We start from the raw sequence: 21,429 nt of genomic DNA, 5'->3' as shown, positions 1-21,429 counted from the left end.
CATGCTTCGAAAGCGGTCCGACCGCCAAAGCATGTCCAGGGAGACGCCCATGCCGCGCCGTCCAGCGCTGGCCGCCCTCGCGGCCATCCTGCTCGCCTTCGCATCCCCCGCCCGCGCCCAGGCGCCGGTCACCATCGTCACCGCCTTCGGGGCGGGATCGGCGGCCGACATCGTCGCGCGGCTGCTCGCCGCCGAGTTCCAGCCCATCCTCGGCGTGCCGGTCGTCGTCACCAACGTCACTGGCGCGGCGGGCACCATCGCCACCAACCACGTGGTGCGCGGGCGCGCGGACGGGCAGACGGTGCTGTTCAGCCCGATCGGGCCGATCGCCATCCAGCCCAACTTCATGCGCAACGCGGGCTACACCGCGGCCGACCTGACGCCGATCTGCGTGGTCAACCGCGCGCCGCTGATCATGATGACGCCGCAGAATTCCGGGCTGCGCACCATCGCCGACGTCGTCGCCCGCGCGCGCCAGGGCAACTTCGCCTACGGCACCACCGGCGTCGGCACCACGCCGCATCTGTCCATGGTGATGTTCGCGCGCGCCGCCGGCGTGCAGATGGAACACATCACCTATCGCGGCCCGGCCGACGTGATGATCGCCTTCGCCCGCGGCGACGTGCTGGTGATGAACGACCACCCGTCCTCGATCCGCGCCAACAACCTGCACGCCATCGCCACGCTCGCCGCCGAGCGCTTCCCGGACTTCCCCGAGACGCCCACCTTCCGCGAACAGGGCTTCGACCTGTCCATGCACATCTGGCACGGGCTGTTCGCGCCGCGCGGCACGCCGGAAGCGGCGATCCAGCGCTTCGAGGCCGCCTGCGCCCAGGCCGTGCGCAGCGAGGCGATGCGCGTCGGCCACGAGCGCATCCAGACGCCCATCGTCCATCTCGGCGCGCGGGACTTCGCCGCGGTCGTCGCGCAGGACATCGACCGGATGAAGACCATCATCGACGAGAACCGCCTGCGCCAGGCGGAGTGACGCCGAGCGCGGCCAGCCCCGCGCGCATCAACGCCACGGGGTCCCGCCCGGGACCCCGCGTGACGGTCGCGATATGACTGCCCGGCAGCACCACGTGGCGCGCGCCGGGCACCAGCGCGCTCGCCAGCGGCACCAGCCCGTCATTCGGGCCGTGGCCGCGCTTTTCCATCCAGCGCGCGGCCGCAAGGTGCAGCCTTTCGCGCCCGCGCGCAGCACCTTCCTCCATCACCGTCGCCAGGCACGCCACCGGCAGCGTCGCGACAAGACGCGCGACGCCTTCCGCCTGCGCTTCCATCCAGGCGCCGCGCACCGTCGTCGTCAGGTCCCGCACGCCCTGCCCGCTGCCGATGCGCAGCAGCCGCGCGAGCCCGCCCGCCGCCGCACCCAGCGCGCCGTTGCCCATCACCGCATCCGCGACCGGGCTGCCATAGAAGGGCGACTGCATGGCGAGCAGGCCGCGGCAGCGCGCCGCGACGCGGTCGTCCATCAGCGCCGCCAGCGCCTCGAGCCCGCCCTTGCTGTGCGCGATCAACAACACGGGCGTGGGTTCGGCGAGGATCGCCTCGGCCAGGCGGCGCGCATTCGCCGCGACCGGTTCCGCCGTGCGCAGCGGCACGACCGAAGGCATGGCACCTTCGTCGCGCAGCCAGTCGGCAAGCGGCTGCATGTAGTCCAGGCCGAAGGGGTGCATCGCGGCGACGAGCTCGCCCATCAGGCCGTAGACCAGAAGGATGCGGGTGGCGCGGAGGGGCACGGCCGGAGTCAGTCGCGGCACTTGCCCACCACGTCGTGCATTGCCATTCTCACCTCCAGGGGTCGTTCGCGATCGCCCCGTGAGGCTTCGGCCCGAGTATCGCGTCCATGCTTCCGTGATCGCACGGACAGTGAGGGCGTGTCATGCCGAGTACCGCAATCATCACCGTTGCCCAGCTCCAGCGCCTGGCGGGAACGCCGGAGGCGCCGCTCATCCTCGACGTCAGGACCGACGAGGATTTCGCCGCCGATCCGCGCGGCCTTCCCGGCGCCGTCCGGCGCGACTTCCGGACCGTGTCCTCCTGGGCGGATGCCCTGCCGGACCGCAACGTGGCGGTCGTGTGCCAACGGGGCCTGAAGCTCAGCCACGGCGTCGCGGCCTGGCTCCGCCACGCCGGCCGGCGGGCCGAAGCGCTGGAGGGCGGCTTCGAGGCCTGGGTCGCGGCCCGAGGCCTTCTTGTCCGGCCCGATCGCGTGCCGCCGCGCGACGAACGGGGGCGCACGCTCTGGGTCACCCGCGCGCGGCCCAAGATCGACCGCATCGCCTGCCCCTGGCTGATCCGCCGCTTCGTCGATCCCGCCGCCGTCTTCCTGTTCGTCGCGCCATCCGAGGTCCAGGCCGTCGCCGAACGCTTCGGCGCCGTGCCGTTCGACATCGAGGACGTCTTCTGGAGCCACCGCGGCGAGCGTTGCACCTTCGACGTCATGATCGAGGAATTCGGCCTCGGCGCTGACCCGCTGCTGCGCCTCGCCGCGATCGTCCGCGGCGCGGACACGGGGCGCCTGGACCTCGCGCCGGAATCGGCAGGGCTGCTCGCAGCCTCCCTCGGCCTGTCGCGCATGCATCGTGACGACCTCGCCCAGCTCGACGCGGCGATGGGCCTCTACGACGCCCTGTACCGCTGGGCGCGCGACGCGACCGGGGAGACCCACAACTGGCCCGCACCGGGGGGCCGCGCATGACCGACGCGCCCTCCACGCCGCGCCTGCCGACCTTCGCCGCAGCGCTGCGCGTCTGGCTGCGGATCGGCCTGCTGTCCTTCGGCGGCCCGGCCGGGCAGATCGCGCTGCTGCACCGGGAGGTGGTGGACGAACGCCATTGGATCGGCGAGCGGCGATTCCTCCAGGCACTGAACTTCTGCACCCTGCTGCCGGGACCGGAAGCGCAGCAACTCGCCACCTATCTCGGCTGGATGATGCATGGCGTCCGCGGCGGCCTCGCCGCCGGGCTCCTGTTCATCCTGCCCGGGGCGCTGGTGATGCTGCTGCTGTCGCTGGTCTATGCGCTGTTCGGGGAGGTGCCGCTGGTCGCGGCGCTGTTCTTCGGGCTGAAGTGCGCCGTGCTGGTGCTGGTGGTCGAGGCGCTGCTGCGCATCGGCCGCCGTGCGCTGAAGGGCAGGCCCGCCTGGGCTCTGGCGGGGCTTGCCTTCGTCGCCCTGTTCTTCCTGAACCTGCCCTTCCCGCTGGTCGTGATCGCCGCCGGCGTGGTCGGCTATCTCGCGCCGGGCGCCTTCGCGGTCGCCGGGCACGGGTCGGCGAAGCATGACGGCCCGGCGCTGATCGACGCGGTGCTCGCCGCCGATCCCGGCCGGCCGGCGCGCCTCGCCGCCGGGGCGCGGCGGGCGGGGCTGATCGCGCTCGTGCTCTGGCTCGCGCCGGTCGCGGCGCTGTGGGCCTTCGTGGGCGGCACCTATGCCGACATCGCGCTGTTCTTCTCGAAGATGGCGGTGGTCACGGTGGGCGGTGCCTATGCCGTGCTCGCCTATGTCGCGCAGGACGCGGTGCAGGCCTATGGCTGGCTCTCGGCGGAGGAGATGCTCGCCGGGCTGGGCCTGGCGGAGACCACGCCCGGGCCGCTCATCCTGGTGCTGCAATTCGTGGGCTTCCTGGCGGGCTTCCGGGCGTCGGAGGCGTTGAGCGGCGTGCCCGGCGGCATCCTCGCCTCGGTGCTGACGCTTTGGGTCACCTTCGCGCCGTGCTTCTTCTTCGTCTTCCTTGGCGCGCCGCTGATCGAGCGGTTGCAGGAGAACAGGACGCTCGCCGGCGCGCTCGCGGCGATCACCGCCGCGGTGGTGGGCGTGGTGGCGAACCTCGCCGTCTGGTTCTCGCTGCAGGTGCTGTTCCGCGAGCATCTGCGGTTCACGGCCGGGCCCGTGACGCTCGACCTGCCGCTGCCGGGAAGCGTGGACCCGGCGGCGGTCGCGCTCGCGATCCTCGCCGCCGTCGCGGTCTTCCGCCTGCGGCTCGGCGTGCTGCGCACGCTCGCCGTCACCGCCGCGGCGGGGCTGCTGCTGCGCTTCGCGATCGGCACCTGACGCGCAGCACCGGCCCGCCGAAGTCAGTCCCCAACAGACAAGGAAGGGAGGGGGCCCGGGGGAGGTTCCCCTCCCCCGCACGCTTCAAAGCCGCGCGCATGCGCGCGCAAGCCAGGCCCGCGTCGCCTCGTCCACCAGCGGCGCCACCTCGGCGAGCACGCGCGCATGATACGCGTCGATCCACTCCCGCTCCGCCCGCGTCAGCAGCGCCGCGTCGATCAGCGCGCGGTCGAAGGGTGCGAGCGTCAGCGTCTCGAATTCCAGGAACGGCTTCGCCGCGCCGAGCGTGGAGGGCACGACGAGCAGCAGGTTCTCGAGCCGGATGCCGTATTCGCCCTGCGCGTAGAAGCCCGGTTCGTCCGACAGGATCATCCCCTCGCGCAGCGGCACGACGCGCGCGGCGCGCGAGAACGCCGCCGGCCCTTCATGCACCGACAGGAAGGACCCCACGCCGTGCCCCGTGCCGTGGTCGTAGTCGAGCCCCGCATCCCACAGCGCGCGCCGCGCCAGCGCATCCAGGTGCGGCCCCGCCACGCCGGCCGGGAAGCGCAGCGTGGCGAGCGCGATGTGCCCCTTCAGCACGCGCGTCGCGCGGTCGCGCAGCGTGGCGGGCGCGGGCCCCGGCCCGGTCCACAGCGTGCGCGTGATGTCGGTGGTGCCGTCCAGGTACTGGCCGCCGGAATCGATCAGGTAGCATTCGTCCGGCGCGATGCGGCGGTCGGTCTCCGGCGTCACGCGGTAATGCACGATCGCGCCGTGTTCCCCGGCGCCGGAGATGGCGGGGAAGGATTCCGCCCGGAAATGCTCGCCGTCGCGGCGGAAGGCGAGCAGCCGCGCGGCGGCGGAGATTTCCGTCAGCCCGCCCTTCGGGGCTTCCTGCGCGAACCAGGCGAGGAAGCGCGCCATGGCGGCCGCGTCGCGGCGATGCGCGGCGCGCGCGCCCTCGCGCTCCACGGTGTTCTTGCAGGCGCGCGGCATGCGGCACGGGTCCTCACCCGTGCCGATGACGGCGCCGGCGGCGCGCAGCCGGTCGGCGAACCAGGCGGGCGTCGCCTCGGCGTCCAGGCGCACGCGGCGGCCGGCCAGCGCGTCGATCGCCGCGGGCAGTTCGGCGCGCGGGCGGACGGTGACGGCGTTGCCCAGATGCGCGCGGGTGTCCGCCGGCACCTTCTCCGGCGCCATGAACAGGTCGACGCGCGCATCGGCGTGCAGCAGCGCGAAGCCGAGGGCGAGCGGCGTGTGCGCGAGGTCCCCGCCGCGGATGTTGAGCAGCCAGGCGAGCGAATGCGGGTCGGCGAGGATCGCCGCTTCGTCACCGGCCTCGCGCAGCGCGGCGGCGGCTTCCTCGCGCTTCTCCTCGGCCGGCTTGCCGGCGAAGGCGATCGGGTGCGCCAGCGCCGGCGCCTTGGGCGGCGCCGGGCGGTCGGCCCAGGCGGCGTCGAGCGGATTTTCGGGCAGCGGGACGAAGGTGACGCCCGGCGTGGCGAGGCGCTCGATGGCGGGGGCTGCGTGCAGCCAGGGATCGTAGCCGATGGACAGCCCCGCGGCGTGCTGCTTCAGCCATGCGGCGGGCGGTTCCTCGGTGATGTGGCGGCATTCCCAGAGGCTCGGATCGGCCTGGTCGCGCACCTGCAGCGTGTAGCGGCCATCGGTGAAGACGGCGGCGCGGTCGGGCAGGACGATGGCCATGCCGGCGGAGCCGGTGAAGCCGGTGAGCCAGGCGAGGCGTTCGGCCGAGGGCGGGACGTATTCGCCGAGATGCTCGTCGGAGCGGGGGATGATGAAGCCCTGGACGCCGGCCGCGGCGAGGCGGGCGCGGAGGGCGGCGAGGCGGTCGGACTGGGTCAGTGTCGTGATCCTTGTTACCGCAAAGTTGCATTCATCCACAGGAAACCATGCGCATTTCGCATGTCATATGCGTTGCCTTCACGCATCACCTGTGTCCTCGATGCATCTACATGACAGGCCTGACAGGCGACCCGGCACCGGAACGGGCCGGGCCGCCGCCCAAGGAAACCTATCATGGACGCCCGTATCACCAAGGCCGAGGCCGCTCTCCTGCTGCCCGCCACCACCTTCCAGAGCCCCCGCATGGCGGAGGTGGAGCGCATCCGCCTCGCCGCGGCGGCGGCGCGCGATGCCGCGCTGGCCGACATGCTCCGCCGCTTCGCCATCGGCACCTGGCGCTTCGTCGCGGCGCTCGCCGGCGCGGTCCGGGACTTCCCGGCGCGCATCGAGACCTATCGCGCGCTGCGCCAGCTCTCGGACCGGGAACTGACCGATATCGGCATGACCCGCTTCGACATCGGCCGCGTGTTCGACCTGGGCTATGCGCCCCGCCCGGCCAACGACCAGCGCCGCAGCTCCGGCGCCGCCTGACCCTGCGGGCCGCGGCGGGACCTTGGTTCCGCCGCGGCTTCGCCTGACCGGGCCCGCACCGATCCGGCCCGACCCGATAGTGCCATGGAATCAATGGCTTCGGGATCGGGAATCCTGATCGGCCATAGCCGCCCGCCCGGATATTGCGCTACTGTCCCGTTCTTTGCGGGATCATCGCCATGCGCTTCTTCATCCTTCCGGGGCTGCTGCTCCTGCTCGCCGCCCCCGCCATGGCGCAAGCGCCCTGCCCGGCCGACTTCCAGGCGCATTCCGCCCCGCTGGTGTGCAGCTGCTCGACCGAGGCCGCGGTCTCCGGCAAGGTCTGGGGCACCGGGGACTACACCACCGACAGCCGCGTCTGCCGGGCCGCCGTCCATGCCGGCGCCATCCCCGTCTCCGGCGGCCTCGTGATGGTCAGCCCGGCGGAGGGCCGCCCCACCTACACCGGCACGACGCAGAACGGCGTCACGACGACCAACTACGGTCCCTGGCCGGCGTCGTTCAACGTCGACGCGATCCAGTCCTGCCCCGAGACCTTCGAGAACGAGCCCGCGCCGATGACCTGCTCCTGCACCGCCGAGGCGGGGCGGACCGGGACGGTCTGGGGCACCGGCACCTACACCACCGACAGCCGCATCTGCCGCGCCGCCATCCATGCGGGCGCGATCACATCCACCGGCGGCGTCGTCCTCGTCACGCCCGCGCCGGGACAGCAGGCCTATCGCGGCAGCGCGGCGAACGGCGTCACGACGACCAACTACGGCCCCTGGGGCGGGTCCTTCACCGTGGCCCCGGCGATCGGCGATGCGCCCGCACCGCGCGCCCCGGCCGCCGCCGCCCTGCCCGCCTGCCCGGCGGATTTCGAGGGCCGGACGGAGGACCTCGCCTGCCGCTGCAGCGCGGCCCAGATCGCCACTGGCACCGTCTATGGCACCGGCATCTTCACCGCCGACAGCGCGATCTGCCGCGCCGCCCGCCAATCCGGGGTGATCGGGCCGGAGGGCGGGCCGGTGAGCATCGTGGCACTCGCCGGACAGGACGAATACTTCCCCTCTACCGCGAACGGCATCACCACCCTGCGCTTCGGGCCCTACGGCGCCTCCTTCTCCTTCCGGCGCTGACCGCATAGCCTTCCCCGGTCTTTCCACGGGGATTCCATCCGATGCGCCTCGGCCTGTTCATGATGCCGCTGCACCCGCCGCAGCGGCCGATGCATGAGACGCTGGCCGAGGACACCGAAAAGTCGCTGCTGGCCGACCGGCTCGGCTTCGACGAGCTGTGGGTGGGGGAGCATTTCTCCGCCACCTCCGAGCCCATCGCATCGCCGCTGATGTTCATGGCAGGCCTCGTGCACCGCACGCGGCTGGCCTTCGGCACGGGCGTGATCAACCTGCCCAACCACCATCCCGCGATCGTGGCGGCGGAGGTCGCGCAGTTCGACCACATGTCGGGCGGGCGGCTGATGCTCGGCATCGGCGCGGGCGGGCTCGCCTCCGACTTCGAGCTGTTCGGCGACATCGCGCCGATGGAGCGCGGCAAGCGCATGCTGGAATCGATCGCCACGATCGAGGCGATCTGGGCCGGCGGCCCGCCCTACGACATCAAGGGCGAGACCTGGCCCATCCACCTGTCCCGCACCGTGCTGCCCGACTACGGCGTGGGCTACATGCCCAAGCCCTTCCAGCCGGGCGGGCCTTCCATCCACATCTCGGCGCGGCAGGCGGAATCCTACGGCGTGACGGTCGCGGCCGCGCGCGGCTGGGGCGTGATCAGCGCGAACTTCGTCGCCCATCGCGTCATCGCGGGGCATTGGCGCAGCATGGCCAAGGGCCTGGCCGAGGCCGGGCGCCCGGTGGACGGCGCGAAATGGCGCGTGGCGCGCAACATGGTCATCGCCGCGAGCGATGCCGAGGCACGCGCGCGCGCCACGGCGCCGGAGGGCGCGACGCGCTACTACTTCGACTACCTCGGCAGCCTCGCGAAGCGCGCGGGCCTGGCCGGCACCATGACGCCGCGCGAGGACATGGACCCCATGGCCGCGACGCCCGAGGACATGATCGAGGCCTGCGTCATCGCCGGTAGCCCGCGCAGCGTGCTCGACCGCCTGGTGGCGCTGCGCGAGGAAGCCGGCCCCTTCGGCCACCTGCTGATGCCCGGCCTCGACTGGTCCGGCGTGAACGCGGAATGGGAGGCCGAGACGATGCGGCGCCTGGCCGAGGAAGTGATGCCGCGGCTGCGCCAGCATGCCGACGCGACGGCGCGCGCGGCGGAGTGACCCGCCCCCGTTAACCGACGGGTAACCTTCGGCGCGCAGCATGGGACGATGCAGGTCGCAATCTCCGCTTCGGTCCAAGGCATGCAACGCGCGGGGGACCGCATGGACCGCGCCGCCGCGACCATCGCGGCGCCCACGCCGGCGACGGCGCGCGGCAGCGATCCCTCCCCCGCCCCGCCGACCGGCAATGAAGGCCTGACCGCGGCGCAGGCGAGCGGGGAGATGGAGCGCGCGATGGTCGACGCCATCGTCGCCCGCCGCGCCTATGAGGCGAACGCGAAGGCGCTGCGCATCGCCGACGAAGCGCAGCGCAGCCTTCTCAGCCGCGGCGCCTGAGCACCAGCGTCGTCCACGGCCCGACATCGATCCGGCGTTCGAGCACCAGCCCCTGCCGCCGGTGCGCGGCCAGCACCATCCGCGCCTGCGTCCCGAGCAGCCCCGCCAGGATCGCCGTCCCACCCGGCGCGAGATGCAACGCCAACTCCCGTGCCATGGCGCAGAGCGGCCGGGCGAGGATGTTCGCGAAGATGAGGTCGTAGCGCACGCCCTTCATGGCGCGTGGCTTCCAGCCATCGGCGAGGATGCTGCGCATCCGCCGCGGCCCCAGCCCGTTCATCCGCGCATTCTGGTCGCACACGCGCACCGACCAGGGCTCGATGTCGGTGGCGAGCACGCGGCACGGGCCGGACTTCGCCGCGGCCATCGCCAGGATGCCCGACCCGCTGCCGAGGTCGCACACCGAACGCGGCCGCCGATGCGCCACGCGCTCGAAGGCCATCAGGCAGCCCTGGGTCGAGGCGTGCTCGCCCGAGCCGAAGGCGAGCCCCGCATCCAGCTTCAGTACGATGCGCCCATGCGTCACGTCATCGGGCACATGCGTCGGCCGGATCAGGAAGCGGCGGCCGACCGGCATCTCCGGGAAGGCCTGCACGGTGCGCGCGAGCCAGCCTTCCGCTTCCACCGGCGCCACCTGCACCGCGGGCGGGTCGATGCCCGCGACCATGGCGGCCAGGGCGAGCGCGGCCTCGAGCTCCGCCTCGTTGGCGCCGGCTTCCCGCACGCCTTCGACGCGCCAGGTGTCCGTCGGCTCGTCGCGGAAATAGGCGACGGTGGTGCAGACCTGCTCGAGCGCCGCCTCGAAGACCGGCACGGCGTGTTCCGGCAGGCCGTCGATGACCAGCGCCTCCAGCGGTTCCGCCCGGCGGCGGGAGAGCGCGCCGGGCGCATCGGGACCGGATGGCCGCATCACGCCTTCTCCACGAAACTGTCGAGCAGCCGCTTCTGCCCCGCCTTCTCGAAATCGATGTCGAGGCGGTTCTCCTCGATCGCGGTGATCCGGCCATAGCCGAATTTCTGGTGGAAGATGCGTTCCCCCACCTGGAAGGCGCCTTCCTTGGGCGGACGTTCCTTCACTTCCCAGGCACCGGCCTCGATCGTCCGGCGCGGGCGCTGGGCGAACAGCCCGCCGCCGGCGAAGACCGAATGGCTGCGCGCTTCCCGCTGCGCGCCGCCTTCGGCCACGACCTCGTTCGCCGGCAGTTCATCGAGGAAGCGCGACGGAATGGACGACGTCCAGTTGCCGTAGATGCGCCGGTTCGCCGCGTGGCTGATGACGGCCACGCGCCGCGCGCGCGTGATGCCGACATAGGCCAGCCGTCGTTCTTCCTCGAGCGCCTTCTCCCCGCCCTCATCGAGGCTGCGCTGGGACGGGAACAACCCTTCCTCCCAGCCGGGCAGGAACACCATGTCGAATTCCAGCCCCTTGGCCGCGTGCAGCGTCATCAGCGAGCAGCGCTCGCCCTCCGCCGCCTCGTCATTCTCCATCACCAGCGCGACGTGCTCGAGGAAGCCGGCGAGGCTCTCGAACTCGCCCATCGCACGCACCAGTTCCTTCAGGTTGTCGAGCCGCCCCGGCGCCTCCGGCGACTTGTCCTGCTGCCACATCGCCGCGTAGCCGCTCTCGTCGATCAGCGTCGCGGCCATCACCACATGGCCTTCCACGGGCAGCATGGCGCGCCAGCGCTCGAAGCCCTGCAGCAGCTCGCGCAGCGCCTCCCGCGCCTTGGCCTGCTTGATCGCGCCGGTCTCGAGCGCGCGCGCGGCGGCGAGGCTCAGCGGAATGCCCTCCGCGCGCGCGACCGCGTGCATCTCCCGCATCGCGGTGTCGCCCAGGCCGCGCTTGGGCACGTTCACGATCCGCTCGAAGGCGAGGTCGTCCGCCGGCTGCGCCATCACCCGGAAATAGGCGAGCGCGTCGCGGATCTCCTGCCGTTCGTAGAAGCGCGCACCGCCCACCACGCGATAGGGCAGGCCGAGCAGGATCAGCCTTTCCTCGAAGGCGCGCGTCTGGAAGCCGGCGCGCACCAGGATCGCGATCTCCCCCAGCGAGGTCCCCGACCGGCGCGCGGCCTCGATCCGCTCGCCCACCATGCGCGCCTCCTCCTCGCTGTCCCACAGCGAGACGATGCGCACCTTCTCCCCTTCCGCATCCGCGCGCCCGCTGCGCAGCGTCTTGCCCAGCCGCCCGGTGTTCTTCGCGATCAAGCCGGAGGCCGCGGCAAGGATGTGGCGCGTCGAGCGGTAGTTGCTCTCCAGCCGCACGATCTGCGCGCCGGGGAAGTCCTTCTCGAAGCGGAGGATGTTCTCGATCTCGGCACCCCGCCAGGAATAGATCGACTGGTCGTCATCCCCCACGCAGCAGATGTTCCGGTGCTGCTGCGCGAGCAGCCGCAGCCAGTAGTACTGCACCAGGTTCGTGTCCTGGTACTCGTCCACCAGGATGTAGCGGAAGCGGCGGTGATACTCGGCCAGGATGTCGGGCTTGGTGCGCAGCAGCGTCACCACATGCAGCAGCAAATCACCGAAGTCGCAGGCGTTCAGCGCCTTCAACCTGTCCTGATAGGCGGCGTACAACTCCGTCCCGCGGCCATTCGCGTAGTCGGAATCCTCGGCGGGTGTCACCGCCTCGGGCGCCAGGCCGCGATCCTTCCAGCGCTGGATCACGCCCATCATCCCGTTCGGCGGCCAGCGCTTGGTGTCGATGTTCGCCGCTTCCATCACCTGCTTGAGCAGCCGCGCCTGGTCGTCGGTGTCGAGGATGGTGAAGTTGGAGGTGAGGCCGATCTCCTCCGCATGCCGGCGCAGCATCCGCGCGGCCAGCGCGTGGAAGGTGCCGAGCCACAGGCCTTCCGCCGGCTGGCCGAGGATGGCGGCGACACGTTCCCGCATCTCCCGCGCCGCCTTGTTGGTGAAGGTCACGGCCAGCACCTGCGACGGGAAGGCCTTCCCCTGCAGCAGGATGTGGGCGAAGCGCGTGGTCAGCACGCGCGTCTTGCCGGTGCCCGCGCCGGCGAGCACCAGCAGCGGGCCGTCCACGGCTTCCACCGCGGCGCGCTGCTCGGGGTTCAGGCGGTCCAGATAGTCGGTCATCGGATCAAGGTCGGGGGAGGGGAACCTCCCCCGAACCCCCTCCCTTCCTTGTCTTCGGGCATGGGTCGCAAGTGTCGCATCCGCGCTGGCTTGCCAACGGAAAAAGAAGGAGGGGGCACGGGGGAGTTCACTCCCCCGCCTTCTACTGGCAATTCCCCACCGACCCGGCGGCGCAGACCCTGCGCCCATCCGTCCAGCGCGCGCCCCCCAGCATCGCGCCCGACATGTTCGCCCCGGCCAGGTTCGCGCCCGTGAGATCCGCCTCGCTGAGATCGGCGCGGAACAGCGTCGCGCGGCGGAGGTCGGCGCCGGCGAGCGTCGCCCCGCGCATGATCGCGCGGGTGAAGTCCACCGAGCGGAGATTGGCGCGCGACAGGTCCGCCCCCGTCAGGTCGGCCGAGACGAAGCGCGCCTCGATCGCATCGGCCTCGATCAGCTTCGCCCCGGTCAGGACGGCGCGCTGGAAGGAGGCATCGCGCAGATGCGCCCGCGTCAGGTCCGCATCGGCGAGTTCCGCCTGGTCGAGCAGGCAGCGCCGCCATTCCACCGCGGGCGCGGGGGGGTCGGTGCAGCCGGCAAGGACCGGGGTTGCGGTGAGGACCAGCCCCGCGAGGAGCATGAGGAGCGAGGATGGCGTGTGCACGTGGGGGGATATAGAACCGCGGTGCCATCCCTCCAACCGCCGGTCCCGCCGCCCTGTCGCCTTTGCGATTCCTGGAATGGTCCGCCCGACAGGGCGGCGCGCTGCTCGCGGGCGGCATCTTCGTGGGGCTTTTCGTCCCGCCGCTCGCCGCGCTGTTCCGGGACGTGGTGACCATCACCGTCGCGGGGCTGATGACGCTGGTGCTGCTGCGCGTGGACCTCGCGCAGGTCGTCGCCTATCTGCGGCGGCCGGTGCTGGTCGCGGCCCTTTCGGCCTGGCTGCTGCTGGTGCTGCCGGTGGTGACCTATGCGGTCGCGATGGCGGCGGGGCTGGATGGGCCGCTCGGCGCGGCGCTGGTGATCAGCGCCATGGGCTGCGCGGCCACATCGTCGCCCGCCTTCGCGCGGCTGGTGGGGCTGGATGGGGAGATCAGCCTGGTCGTGGCCGTCATCACGACGCTGCTGGTGCCCTTCACCGCGCCGCCGCTGGCGCTGGGGCTGATGGGCATCGACCTCGCGATTTCGCTGCAGGGGCTGATGGCGCGGCTGGCGCTGGTGGTGGGGCTGCCGCTGCTGGTGTCCATCGCCATCCGCCGCGTGGTCGCACCCGAGACGCTGGCGCGCTTCGGCCCGGCGGTGGATGGCTCCGTGGTGTGGCTGGTGGTGCTGTACGGCTTCGGCGTGATGGACGGGATGCTGGCGAAGCTGCTGGCCGAACCCGCCTGGGTGATGGGCGGGCTGGCGCTGGCCTTCGCCGGCAATTTCGGGATGAACATCGTGACCGCCTTCGCCTTCATGGCGGCGGGGCAGAGGGTGGCGCTGGCGGGTGGCCTGCTGGCCGGCAACCGGAACATGGCGCTGTTCCTGGCGGTGCTGCCGGCGGCGACGGATGAGCGGATTCTGCTGTTTTTCGCGCTGTGCCAGTTTCCGCTGTTCCTGAGCCCGTTCCTGCTGCGGCCGGTGTATCGGCGGGTCAGGGCGGGGTAGCGGGGCGGCGTCAGAAGACGCGGGTCGCGGAGGTCTCGATGTCGCGGCGCAGCGCCGGGTGCAGGCTGGCTCGCGTCGCGAGGTCGACCGGAACGCCGTCCAGCGCCGCCCGCAGCCTGTCCCGAAGCGCGATCAGGTCGATCAGGTCGAAGCGCTCCGGTTCCGCCTGGTCGATGTAAAGGTCGATGTCCGACGCCGGGCCGGCTTCCCCGCGCGCGGCCGAGCCGAACAGGAACAGGCCGGCGACGCCGGCCGCGCGCAGCGGGGCTTCCTGCGCGCGCAGGCGGGCGAGGAGAGCCGGGGGATCGGGGATGGGCGCGGGCGTGGTCACCGACGAAGGATAGCACGACGCGGCGGGGTGCGTACGTCGCGGCGCACGGCTACCAGCGCCACCGCCGGTCAGTCCAGCCGGGCGAAACGCAGCAGGTCGCGATGCGCCCGGTCGACGATTGAAATGGCTTCGGCCTCGTTGGTCGCGTCGAACCAGAAGGCGGCGGCCATCCGCGCACGAGCGAGCCCCATCCACACAGTGCAGGACCATTCGTTTCCGGCGACGCGCCCCGGCCCGATGGCCCCCGTCTGGCTACGGGGAGAGCAATTCGCGTGAGCCGAGCTTCCAGGGTCGTTGGTCCAACGGCGCGCGAAGGCAATGCGTCGATGCTCCGGTACGGTGCCGTCGTCGTGGCGGACAAGTGTCCGCAGCCTGCCGGCGGCAGCACCATCATAGGTGTCGGATCGGGGTGTCCATTCCTGCACACGGACGGATAAGAGCCGCCTGCAATCCGCATCCTGCATGTGCGGCCAGCAGCGAAACTGGACATCCGCGAACGATCCTGGATCGTCCGCCCGGTCGAGCTTGAACTCGCTCAAACCGGCCTCGCCGATGGGGACATCGTTCCAGGAGAACGGACCAAGATGGACGATTGGAATGTCGAGGACGGGCGAATCCGCCCGCCCGCCAATCCGCGCACGCACCATCCGCGTCGGATCGACCGGCCGGTCGCGCCAGCCATTTTCGATATTGGTGCGCCCTGGTGCGCAGACACCGACGTAGGCGCCGCTTTGCGATGCCTGCGGATGGCTCACCAGCCCATTCACTTGGATCGTTTCGGCCGGCACCCCGCGCGCGACCAGCAGGTCCCGCACCCGCCGGCCATGGCCCATGGCGATCGCTTCGAGGGCACGGAAGTCGTTGACCGCTTCTTCCCGCGCATAGGTCGGGTAGATGAGCACCCTGCCCGTTCGCCGCGCCAGCATGGCCACTGTGTCCAGTTGGTCTCGCGTCTCGCGGTCGGGGATGCCCCATCGCGTCGGGAGCACGATGCGGAAGCCGCATTCCGATTGCCGCGCCGACGTGACCGCGGCCGCGGTGAGCGCCGCGCTGTCGGGGGCCGGCGTTGTGCAGGCCGCCAAGCCGAGCAGGGCGAAAGCGGTGGCGGGCCGCAGCACGCGCCGGATCATGGCCCTGATGGTGTCCCGTTTCGCATCGCCGCCAGGATCGCCGACCTCATCCGGCCGCGTCCACCGCATCCGCACGGCGCCAAAGTATCGGTTTCCAAAGGCCTTTCGGCCTTTGGCGGGGAGGCCCGGAGGGGCGGCGCCCCTCCGGGATGCCGCACCAATATAGGAAAATAAACTTGCCCTGACCTCTCCCGCCGGGCTAGGCTGCGACCCAGCAGGAGGTCCCCGGCCGATGCGCCCATGCGCCCGCCAGAGCCCGCCCCGATGCGCCCGCGAGTCCCTCGCCGGCGGCCCCGCCGCCATGCCTGCCGCCAATTTGTCCGAAACCGCCCCGCGCAGCCGTCCGGCGAATTTGTCCGAAACCGGCCGACGCCCCGGCGCTCGGAATTTGTCCGAAACGCGCATGTCGCGAGGACCGGCGTCCCAGGACATCAGTCCCAGGACACCCACCCCGCCCAATATGTCCGAAACCGGCGGGCGCGGAACCCGCCCCGCCTCAGCCCGCCGCCTTCGGCCGCGCGCCCAGGATATGGGCGATGGCGTAGGTCAGGTCCGGCCGGTTCAGCGTGTAGAAGTGGAATTCGTCCACCCCGTTCGCCTGCAGCAGCCGCACCTGTTCGGCCGCGACCACGGCCGCGACCATGCGGCGCGTCTCCACATCCTCCTCCAGCCCCTCGAACAGCTTGCCCATCCAGGCGGGGACGGAGGCGCCGCACATGGCCGAGAACTTCACCACCTGCTGGAAGTTCGACACCGGCAGGATGCCGGGGACGATGGGGACGGTGATGCCCTTGGCCAGGCAGCGGTCGAGGAAGCGGAGGTAGGTCTCCGTGTCGAAGAAGTACTGGGTGATCGCCCGGTTCGCCCCAGCGTCGATCTTCCGCTTGAGGAAATCCAGGTCGGAATCGGCCGAGAGCGCGGCCGGGTGGGTCTCGGGATAGGCGCCGACGCTGATGTCGAAATCGCCGATCCGCTTCAGCCCGCGCACCAGGTCCTCCGCCTGGGCGTAGCCGCCCGGATGAGGGGTGTACTGGCTGGCGCCGGCCGGCGGGTCCCCGCGCAGGGCGACGATGTGCCGCACCCCGGCATCCCAGTAGCGGCGGGCGACGGCGTCCACTTCCTCCCGCGTCGCGGCGACGCAGGTCAGGTGCGCGGCGGGCGTCAGCGAGGTGTCGGACACCAGCCGGGAGACGGTCGCATGCGTGCGTTCCTGGGTGGACCCGCCCGCGCCGTAGGTGACGGACACGAAGCGCGGGGCCAGGGGCTCGAGCCGCCGGATGCAGGCCCAGAGCTGTTCCTCGAGCTTGTCGTTCTTGGGCGGGAAGAATTCGAAGGACAGGCGCGGCGGCGGCATCTCGGCGGGCGCCGGCAGGGCCGAGACCCGCGGCCCGGTCAGCCAGCGGGCCAGCGTGCCGGTGGTGGTGTGGTTCATCGCGCGCAATTCCCGTTCGCTCGCGCCGGTTCGGGCGCGGCGGCGTCTGTCGCCTGTCCGGGCCGCGCTGGCAAGGTTTCGTCACAGGTCGGAACGCAACGATTCATCGCGAGCCAACCGTCTCCCGTTAGAGTGGTCCGCGTGATTCGCGAAACAACCCCGGGCAACAGAACGGTTCCACCCTTGCGCGAGACGTTGTATGGCGCGGCAATGCCGCCTGTCCGAACCGGCCTGCTGCGCGCGACCGCGCTCGCCGCCGCCCTCCTTGCCGCCGCCTGCGCCACGCGTCCGCCCGCCGACGATCCGGAGGGCCTGGCCGAGTACCGCGAGGCCAACGACCCCTTCGAGCCCGCCAACCGCGCCCTGTTCGAGGTGCATGAGGTGGCGGACCGATTCGTGCTGCAGCCGGTCGCCGAGGCCTATCGCGACGTCCTGCCCCAGCCGGTGCGCAACGGCATCCGCAACCTGCTGGGCAACCTGCGCGCGCCGGTCATCCTGGCCAACGACCTGATGCAGGGGAACATCAGCCGGGCGCGGATCACGCTCGGGCGGTTCATGGTCAATTCCACGCTAGGCCTGGGCGGGTTGCTCGACGTGTCCCGCGAATGGGGCGTTCCCGGGCATTCCGAGGATTTCGGCCAAACCCTGGCGGTCTGGGGCCTGGGCGAGGGCTTCTACATGTTCGTCCCGCTGCTCGGGCCTTCCTCCCCGCGCGACCTCGCCGGCCAGGGTGTGGATATCGCGCTCAACCCGCTGACCTGGCTGGGCCAGGGCGCGGCGGTCGATGCCGCCGGCTGGACCCGGCTGGGCCTGACCGTGGTCGACACGCGCGAGGCGCTGCTCGAGCCGATCGACCAGCTGCGGGCGAGTTCGCTCGACCCCTATTCCACCCTCCGCTCGGCCTATCGCCAGCGCCGGGCCTTCGAGATCCAGAACCGCGAGGACCAGGGACGCGCCGTCGCGCCCGCCGGCGTGACCGGCTTCGGCCAGGGCGTCACCCAGCCCGCCCCGCCGGAGACGCGCCCATGACTTCGAATCGCCCAACTCGGCCCCATATTCGCGGCATGGACCGCAGGACCTTCCTCCCCCTCCCCTTCCTCGCCGCCGGGCTGGCGGCCCTGCCACGCGGCGCGCGGGCCGAGGTCGACCTCAACCGCGCGACCGCCTTCATCCAGCAGGCGGGCAACGAGCTGGTCGCCGCGATCAACGACCCGCGGCTCGACCTGACCGCGCGGCGCGACCGGGTCGGCGTGATCCTGCGCCGGACGATCGACATCGAGGGCACCGGCCGCTTCATCCTCGGCCGCTATGTGCGCCAGGCGAACCCGGCCGAGCTGGCCGAGTACAATCGGCTGTTCGACGACATCATCGTGCGCAACCTCTCCGCCCGCTTCGGGGAATACCGGGGGGTGAAGTTCTCGCTCGGCCGCAGCCAGCAGCGGACGGAGGAGGACGCGCTGGTGAACACCATCATCGAGCGGCCGAACACGCCGGCCTTCTCGCTCGACTGGCGGGTGAGCGAGGTCGGCGGCCAGCCCAAGGTGGTGGACGTGATCGCCGAGGGCACGTCGCTGCGGCTGACGACGCGCAGCGAGTATTCGGCGGTGATCCAGCGCAATGGCGGGCGCGTGGCCTCGCTGCTGGAGGCGATGCGCAACCAGATCGCGCAGCTCGCGGCGCGGGAAGGGCGCGGCTGACGCGGAGTCTTGACGAGAATCAAGGCGGCTCGCGCTTTCGCGCGTAAGCTGGCCGAAGATCCGTGAAAGGGTTCCGCCCATGGCCGACCAGACTCCCAGCCTCAGCCTCAAGGACCTGTTCGCGGCGAAGGCCGCGGCCGTCGCGCGCCGCCGGGCCGAGGCCGAGGAAGTCGAGGCGCAGAAGAAGGCCGAGCTCTCCGCCTTCTCCGAGCGCGTGCAGACCTACCAGATCACCGACGAGGACCGGGAACGGGCGCTGAACCGCATCCGCCGCGCCTTCGAGGCCGGCGAGCGGGAACTGATGCTGGTGAAGTTCCCCTCCGTGCTCTGCGAGGATGGCGGGCGGCGCATCAACAACCACCTCGATGGATGGCAGGACACGCTGCCGGGCGTGATGCACAAGATCTACGAGTGGTGGGAACGCGAACTCGCCCCGGGCGGCTTCACCTTCTCCGCCCGCGTGATCGACTTCCCCGGCGGGATGCCGGGCGATGTCGGCATCTTCATCGGCTGGCCGCAGACGCTGGACTGAGCCCCGGCGCCGGGCTCAGCCGCGGCTCTCGAACATCAGCATCCGGTGGCCCTGGTGGCGGAACTCGCCGGCCGGGGCCATGCCGATGTCGGTCAGCACGGCGCGGGACGCCTCGTTCTCCTCCCGCGCCACGGCGATGATGCGGGCAAGCCCGGCGCGGTGGCCGAAGCCGAGCGCGGCGCGCGCCGCCTCCCGCGCATATCCCTTGCCGCGGCATTCGGGCCACAACGCGTAGCGCAGCGCGACGCCGCGCCCGTCCGGCCGTTCCATGAAGCCGCAGATGCCGAGGAAGTCGCCGCTCGCGCGCTCGAACACGCACCAGGTGCCGTAGCCGCGCACCTCCCAGAAGTCGATGTCGTCCTCCAGCTCCTCCCGCGCGCGCTCGGCGCTGCGCACGCCGTGCAGCATCCAGCCGAAGACGCGCTCGTCACCCTTCAGCCGGATGAGGTCCGCGAGGTTCTCGCGCCCCGGGGGGATGAGCATCAGCCGCTCGGTCGTCAGCAGGCGCGGTGAGCGCAGGGCGGCCAGCGTCATGGCGCGTGAGGGAAGGTCAGGGGAGGGGAACCTCCCCCGAACCCCCTCCCTTTTCTGTCTTTGGGCATGGGTCGCGGCAGTCGCGCCCGGACTGTCTTGGTGACGGGCAAAGAAAGGAGGGGGTCCGGGGGAGTTACCTCCCCCGGTTCCTTTCCGCGCGCCCTCACCGCGCCAGCGGCTTGTACTTGATGCGGTGCGGGTCGGTCGCGTGCTCCCCGAGTCGACGTCGCTTGTCCTCTTCGTAGGCCTCGAAGTTCCCCTCGAACCACTCGACGTGGCTGTCGCCCTCGAAGGCGAGGATGTGGGTGGCGAGGCGGTCGAGGAAGAAGCGGTCGTGCGAGATGATGACCGCGCAGCCGGCGAATTCCATGAGCGCGTTTTCCAGCGCGCGCAGGGTTTCCACGTCGAGGTCGTTGGTCGGTTCGTCGAGCAGGAGCACGTTGTGCTCCTTCTTCAGCATCTTCGCGAGGTGGACGCGGTTGCGCTCGCCGCCCGAGAGCGAGCCCACGCGCTTCTGCTGGTCCCCGCCGCGAAAGTTGAAGGCAGCGCAATAGGCGCGGGAGGCGACGCTGCGCTTGCCGATGGTGATGATGTCGTCGCCGCCGGAGATCTCCTGCCAGACGGACTTGTTGTCATCCAGGCTGTCGCGGCTCTGGTCCACGTAGCCGAGCTGCACGCTCTCGCCCACCACCAGCGTGCCGGCGTCGGGCGTCTCCCGGCCCATGATCATCTTGAACAGCGTCGTCTTGCCCGCGCCGTTCGGCCCGATCACGCCGACGATGCCGCCCGGCGGCAGCTTGAAGGACAGGTTGTCGATCAGCAGCCGGTCGCCGAAGCCCTTGGACAGGTTCTCGGCCACGATGACGGTGTTACCCAGGCGCGGGGCCGGCGGGATGGCGATCTCGGTCGGATCCGGCGCCTTGTCCTGCGACTTGCGCAGCAGGTCCTCATAGGCCGCGATGCGCGCCTTGGACTTGGCCTGGCGGGCCGAAGGGCTGCGCCCGATCCAGTCCCGCTCCTCGGCCAGCTGCCGCTGCCGCGCGCTCTCCTCCCGCTCCTCCTGCGCCATGCGCTTGCGCTTCTGCTCGAGGTAGGTGGAGTAGTTGCCCTCGTACGGGATGCCCCGGCCGCGATCGACCTCGAGGATCCAGGAGGTGACGTTGTCGAGGAAGTAGCGGTCGTGGGTGACGATCAGCACCGTGCCCGTATAGGCCTTCAGCGTCTGCTCCAGCCACGAGACGGATTCCGCGTCGAGGTGGTTGGTCGGTTCGTCGAGCAGCAGCATGTCCGGCTTTTCCAGCAGCAGCCGGCAAAGTGCGACGCGCCGGCGCTCGCCGCCCGACAGGCTGGTCACCGCGGCATCCGGCGGCGGGCAGCGCAGCGCGTCCAGCGCGATCTCGACCTGGCGGTCGATCTCCCAGCCATTGGCGGCGTCGATCTTCTCCTGCAGCTCGGCCTGCTCGGCGAGCAGCGTGTTCATCTCGTCTTCCGACATCTCCTCGGCGAACTTCTCGGAGATCTCGTTGAAGCGCGCCATCTGCGCGTTCAGCTCGGCGAAGGCGAGGCGGACATTCTCGCCGACCGTCAGGTCGGGATCGAGGTGCGGCTCCTGCGACAGGTAGCCCACGCGCACGCCCTCGGCGGCCCAGGCCTCGCCGCCGAATTCCTTGTCCTGGCCAGCCATGATGCGCATCAGCGTGGACTTGCCGGCGCCGTTCGGGCCGAGCACGCCGATCTTCACCCCGGGCAGGAAGGACAGGGTGATGCCCTTGAAGACCTCTCGCCCGCCTGGATAGGCCTTGGTGAGATCCTTCATCACATAGACGTACTGGTAGGCGGCCATGGCGCGGTCAACCTGCGGTTTCTGAGGGTTGGCGCGGTTCTACAGGCCGGGCCGGGCGGCGCCAAGGCGCGGCGGCGAAGATGGGCCCGGCAGGACTCGAACCTGCAACCAAACCGTTATGAGCGGTCCGCTCTGACCATTGAGCTACAGGCCCATGATGGG

21 protein-coding genes and 1 tRNA gene are annotated in these 21,429 nt (G+C 71.2%); 11 read left to right on the top strand and 11 right to left on the bottom strand.

The window, feature by feature from the left end:
• Positions 1-49: 49 nt before the first annotated feature.
• The gene (locus J5Y09_RS07670; RefSeq protein WP_209351160.1) at positions 50-988 is read left to right on the top strand and encodes a tripartite tricarboxylate transporter substrate binding protein; all 939 of its coding nucleotides are present in this window, start codon (positions 50-52) and stop codon (positions 986-988) included.
• Here J5Y09_RS07670 and J5Y09_RS07665 read toward each other — a convergent pair.
• Positions 954-1,742 carry a lipase family protein gene (locus tag J5Y09_RS07665; protein ID WP_209351159.1) on the bottom strand — a complete coding sequence of 263 codons (789 nt, stop codon included), beginning with the start codon at positions 1,740-1,742 and terminating at the stop codon, positions 954-956. The genes J5Y09_RS07670 and J5Y09_RS07665 overlap by 35 nt on opposite strands.
• A 143-nt stretch (positions 1,743-1,885) precedes the next feature.
• Between J5Y09_RS07665 and J5Y09_RS07660 the strand changes: the two genes are divergently transcribed.
• Positions 1,886-2,704 (top strand): chromate resistance protein ChrB domain-containing protein, encoded by an 819-nt coding sequence (locus tag J5Y09_RS07660; protein ID WP_209351158.1) that lies wholly within the window; start codon positions 1,886-1,888, stop codon positions 2,702-2,704.
• A complete protein-coding gene (gene chrA, locus J5Y09_RS07655; RefSeq protein ID WP_209351157.1) occupies positions 2,701-4,056 on the top strand; it encodes a chromate efflux transporter in 1,356 nt (451 codons plus the stop codon). Before J5Y09_RS07660 ends, chrA begins: the two co-directional genes overlap by 4 nt.
• Before the next feature lie 84 nt (positions 4,057-4,140).
• On the opposite strand, the gene J5Y09_RS07650 is transcribed toward chrA, so the two are convergent.
• Positions 4,141-5,904 carry an aminopeptidase P family protein gene (locus J5Y09_RS07650; RefSeq protein ID WP_209351189.1) on the bottom strand — a complete coding sequence of 588 codons (1,764 nt, stop codon included), beginning with the start codon at positions 5,902-5,904 and terminating at the stop codon, positions 4,141-4,143.
• A 174-nt stretch (positions 5,905-6,078) separates the two neighbouring features.
• On the opposite strand from J5Y09_RS07650, the gene J5Y09_RS07645 reads away from it, so the two are divergent.
• The 4 genes from J5Y09_RS07645 (at position 6,079) to J5Y09_RS07630 (ending at position 9,046) form a co-directional block, all read left to right on the top strand.
• Complete coding sequence (locus tag J5Y09_RS07645; protein WP_245216915.1) at positions 6,079-6,435, top strand: DUF1127 domain-containing protein; 357 nt, start codon at positions 6,079-6,081, stop codon at positions 6,433-6,435.
• A 179-nt stretch (positions 6,436-6,614) separates the two neighbouring features.
• Positions 6,615-7,556 carry an LCCL domain-containing protein gene (locus J5Y09_RS07640; protein WP_209351156.1) on the top strand — a complete coding sequence of 314 codons (942 nt, stop codon included), beginning with the start codon at positions 6,615-6,617 and terminating at the stop codon, positions 7,554-7,556.
• Between the two features lie 41 nt (positions 7,557-7,597).
• Positions 7,598-8,710, top strand: coding sequence for an LLM class flavin-dependent oxidoreductase (locus J5Y09_RS07635; RefSeq protein WP_209351155.1), 1,113 nt, complete (start codon positions 7,598-7,600; stop codon positions 8,708-8,710).
• Positions 8,711-8,812: 102 nt separating this feature from the next.
• Positions 8,813-9,046: a flagellar basal body rod C-terminal domain-containing protein gene (locus tag J5Y09_RS07630; protein WP_209351154.1), complete on the top strand. Its 234-nt coding sequence runs from the start codon at positions 8,813-8,815 to the stop codon at positions 9,044-9,046.
• On the opposite strand, the gene J5Y09_RS07625 is transcribed toward J5Y09_RS07630, so the two are convergent.
• The 3 genes from J5Y09_RS07625 to J5Y09_RS07615 all read right to left on the bottom strand — a co-directional run bounded on the left by J5Y09_RS07625 (position 9,030) and on the right by J5Y09_RS07615 (position 12,782).
• Positions 9,030-9,956 carry a 50S ribosomal protein L11 methyltransferase gene (locus tag J5Y09_RS07625; RefSeq protein ID WP_209351153.1) on the bottom strand — a complete coding sequence of 309 codons (927 nt, stop codon included), beginning with the start codon at positions 9,954-9,956 and terminating at the stop codon, positions 9,030-9,032. The two genes, J5Y09_RS07630 and J5Y09_RS07625, sit on opposite strands and share 17 nt — an antisense overlap.
• Positions 9,956-12,139 (bottom strand): ATP-dependent helicase, encoded by a 2,184-nt coding sequence (locus J5Y09_RS07620; protein ID WP_209351152.1) that lies wholly within the window; start codon positions 12,137-12,139, stop codon positions 9,956-9,958. Before J5Y09_RS07620 ends, J5Y09_RS07625 begins: the two co-directional genes overlap by 1 nt.
• Before the next feature lie 142 nt (positions 12,140-12,281).
• A complete protein-coding gene (locus J5Y09_RS07615) occupies positions 12,282-12,782 on the bottom strand; it encodes a pentapeptide repeat-containing protein (protein ID WP_342451431.1) in 501 nt (166 codons plus the stop codon).
• A 122-nt stretch (positions 12,783-12,904) separates the two neighbouring features.
• On the opposite strand from J5Y09_RS07615, the gene J5Y09_RS07610 reads away from it, so the two are divergent.
• A complete protein-coding gene (locus J5Y09_RS07610) occupies positions 12,905-13,768 on the top strand; it encodes a hypothetical protein (RefSeq protein ID WP_342451430.1) in 864 nt (287 codons plus the stop codon).
• Positions 13,769-13,778: 10 nt separating this feature from the next.
• On the opposite strand, the gene J5Y09_RS07605 is transcribed toward J5Y09_RS07610, so the two are convergent.
• The 3 genes from J5Y09_RS07605 to metF all read right to left on the bottom strand — a co-directional run bounded on the left by J5Y09_RS07605 (position 13,779) and on the right by metF (position 16,661).
• The gene (locus J5Y09_RS07605; RefSeq protein ID WP_209351151.1) at positions 13,779-14,099 is read right to left on the bottom strand and encodes a nucleotidyltransferase family protein; all 321 of its coding nucleotides are present in this window, start codon (positions 14,097-14,099) and stop codon (positions 13,779-13,781) included.
• Positions 14,100-14,167: 68 nt separating this feature from the next.
• The gene (locus tag J5Y09_RS07600) at positions 14,168-15,229 is read right to left on the bottom strand and encodes a hypothetical protein (protein WP_209351150.1); all 1,062 of its coding nucleotides are present in this window, start codon (positions 15,227-15,229) and stop codon (positions 14,168-14,170) included.
• 496 nt (positions 15,230-15,725) lie between these two features.
• Positions 15,726-16,661: a methylenetetrahydrofolate reductase [NAD(P)H] gene (gene metF / locus J5Y09_RS07595; RefSeq protein ID WP_209351149.1), complete on the bottom strand. Its 936-nt coding sequence runs from the start codon at positions 16,659-16,661 to the stop codon at positions 15,726-15,728.
• A 210-nt stretch (positions 16,662-16,871) separates the two neighbouring features.
• Here metF and J5Y09_RS07590 point away from each other — a divergent pair, with 210 nt between their 5' ends.
• From J5Y09_RS07590 to J5Y09_RS07580, 3 genes are all read left to right on the top strand, one after another.
• A complete protein-coding gene (locus J5Y09_RS07590) occupies positions 16,872-17,690 on the top strand; it encodes an MlaA family lipoprotein (protein ID WP_209351148.1) in 819 nt (272 codons plus the stop codon).
• Positions 17,691-17,725: 35 nt separating this feature from the next.
• The gene (locus J5Y09_RS07585) at positions 17,726-18,358 is read left to right on the top strand and encodes an MlaC/ttg2D family ABC transporter substrate-binding protein (RefSeq protein ID WP_245216911.1); all 633 of its coding nucleotides are present in this window, start codon (positions 17,726-17,728) and stop codon (positions 18,356-18,358) included.
• Between the two features lie 79 nt (positions 18,359-18,437).
• Positions 18,438-18,890: a hypothetical protein gene (locus J5Y09_RS07580; protein ID WP_209351146.1), complete on the top strand. Its 453-nt coding sequence runs from the start codon at positions 18,438-18,440 to the stop codon at positions 18,888-18,890.
• 15 nt (positions 18,891-18,905) lie between these two features.
• Here J5Y09_RS07580 and J5Y09_RS07575 read toward each other — a convergent pair whose 3' ends face one another.
• The 3 genes from J5Y09_RS07575 to J5Y09_RS07565 form a co-directional block, all read right to left on the bottom strand.
• Positions 18,906-19,424 (bottom strand): GNAT family N-acetyltransferase, encoded by a 519-nt coding sequence (locus J5Y09_RS07575; protein WP_209351145.1) that lies wholly within the window; start codon positions 19,422-19,424, stop codon positions 18,906-18,908.
• 163 nt (positions 19,425-19,587) lie between these two features.
• Positions 19,588-21,267 (bottom strand): energy-dependent translational throttle protein EttA, encoded by a 1,680-nt coding sequence (ettA, locus tag J5Y09_RS07570; protein ID WP_209351144.1) that lies wholly within the window; start codon positions 21,265-21,267, stop codon positions 19,588-19,590.
• Between the two features lie 81 nt (positions 21,268-21,348).
• Positions 21,349-21,421: transfer RNA gene (locus J5Y09_RS07565), tRNA-Ile, on the bottom strand.
• Between the last annotated feature and the right edge of the window lie 8 nt (positions 21,422-21,429).

Source organism: Roseomonas nitratireducens, from assembly GCF_017813355.1.
GTDB classification, from domain to species: domain Bacteria; phylum Pseudomonadota; class Alphaproteobacteria; order Acetobacterales; family Acetobacteraceae; genus Neoroseomonas; species Neoroseomonas nitratireducens.
Note: the sequence above shows the minus strand (reverse complement) of the source record. Positions and strands in the feature narration are given on the sequence as shown.

What these genes read in the sequence shown, in the direction of transcription:
- chrA (WP_209351157.1), top strand. Translation starts at nt 2,701, where the DNA reads ATGACCGACGCGCCCTCCACGCCGCGCCTGCCGACCTTCGCCGCAGCG.
- J5Y09_RS07600 (WP_209351150.1), bottom strand. Translation starts at nt 15,229, where the DNA reads ATGATCCGGCGCGTGCTGCGGCCCGCCACCGCTTTCGCCCTGCTCGGC.
- J5Y09_RS07590 (WP_209351148.1), top strand. Translation starts at nt 16,872, where the DNA reads ATGCCGCCTGTCCGAACCGGCCTGCTGCGCGCGACCGCGCTCGCCGCC.
- J5Y09_RS07625 (WP_209351153.1), bottom strand. Translation starts at nt 9,956, where the DNA reads ATGCGGCCATCCGGTCCCGATGCGCCCGGCGCGCTCTCCCGCCGCCGG.
- J5Y09_RS07670 (WP_209351160.1), top strand. Translation starts at nt 50, where the DNA reads ATGCCGCGCCGTCCAGCGCTGGCCGCCCTCGCGGCCATCCTGCTCGCC.
- J5Y09_RS07660 (WP_209351158.1), top strand. Translation starts at nt 1,886, where the DNA reads ATGCCGAGTACCGCAATCATCACCGTTGCCCAGCTCCAGCGCCTGGCG.
- metF (WP_209351149.1), bottom strand. Translation starts at nt 16,661, where the DNA reads ATGAACCACACCACCACCGGCACGCTGGCCCGCTGGCTGACCGGGCCG.
- J5Y09_RS07585 (WP_245216911.1), top strand. Translation starts at nt 17,726, where the DNA reads ATGGACCGCAGGACCTTCCTCCCCCTCCCCTTCCTCGCCGCCGGGCTG.
- J5Y09_RS07620 (WP_209351152.1), bottom strand. Translation starts at nt 12,139, where the DNA reads ATGACCGACTATCTGGACCGCCTGAACCCCGAGCAGCGCGCCGCGGTG.
- J5Y09_RS07575 (WP_209351145.1), bottom strand. Translation starts at nt 19,424, where the DNA reads ATGACGCTGGCCGCCCTGCGCTCACCGCGCCTGCTGACGACCGAGCGG.
- ettA (WP_209351144.1), bottom strand. Translation starts at nt 21,267, where the DNA reads ATGGCCGCCTACCAGTACGTCTATGTGATGAAGGATCTCACCAAGGCC.
- J5Y09_RS07630 (WP_209351154.1), top strand. Translation starts at nt 8,813, where the DNA reads ATGGACCGCGCCGCCGCGACCATCGCGGCGCCCACGCCGGCGACGGCG.
- J5Y09_RS07640 (WP_209351156.1), top strand. Translation starts at nt 6,615, where the DNA reads ATGCGCTTCTTCATCCTTCCGGGGCTGCTGCTCCTGCTCGCCGCCCCC.
- J5Y09_RS07635 (WP_209351155.1), top strand. Translation starts at nt 7,598, where the DNA reads ATGCGCCTCGGCCTGTTCATGATGCCGCTGCACCCGCCGCAGCGGCCG.
- J5Y09_RS07580 (WP_209351146.1), top strand. Translation starts at nt 18,438, where the DNA reads ATGGCCGACCAGACTCCCAGCCTCAGCCTCAAGGACCTGTTCGCGGCG.
- J5Y09_RS07645 (WP_245216915.1), top strand. Translation starts at nt 6,079, where the DNA reads ATGGACGCCCGTATCACCAAGGCCGAGGCCGCTCTCCTGCTGCCCGCC.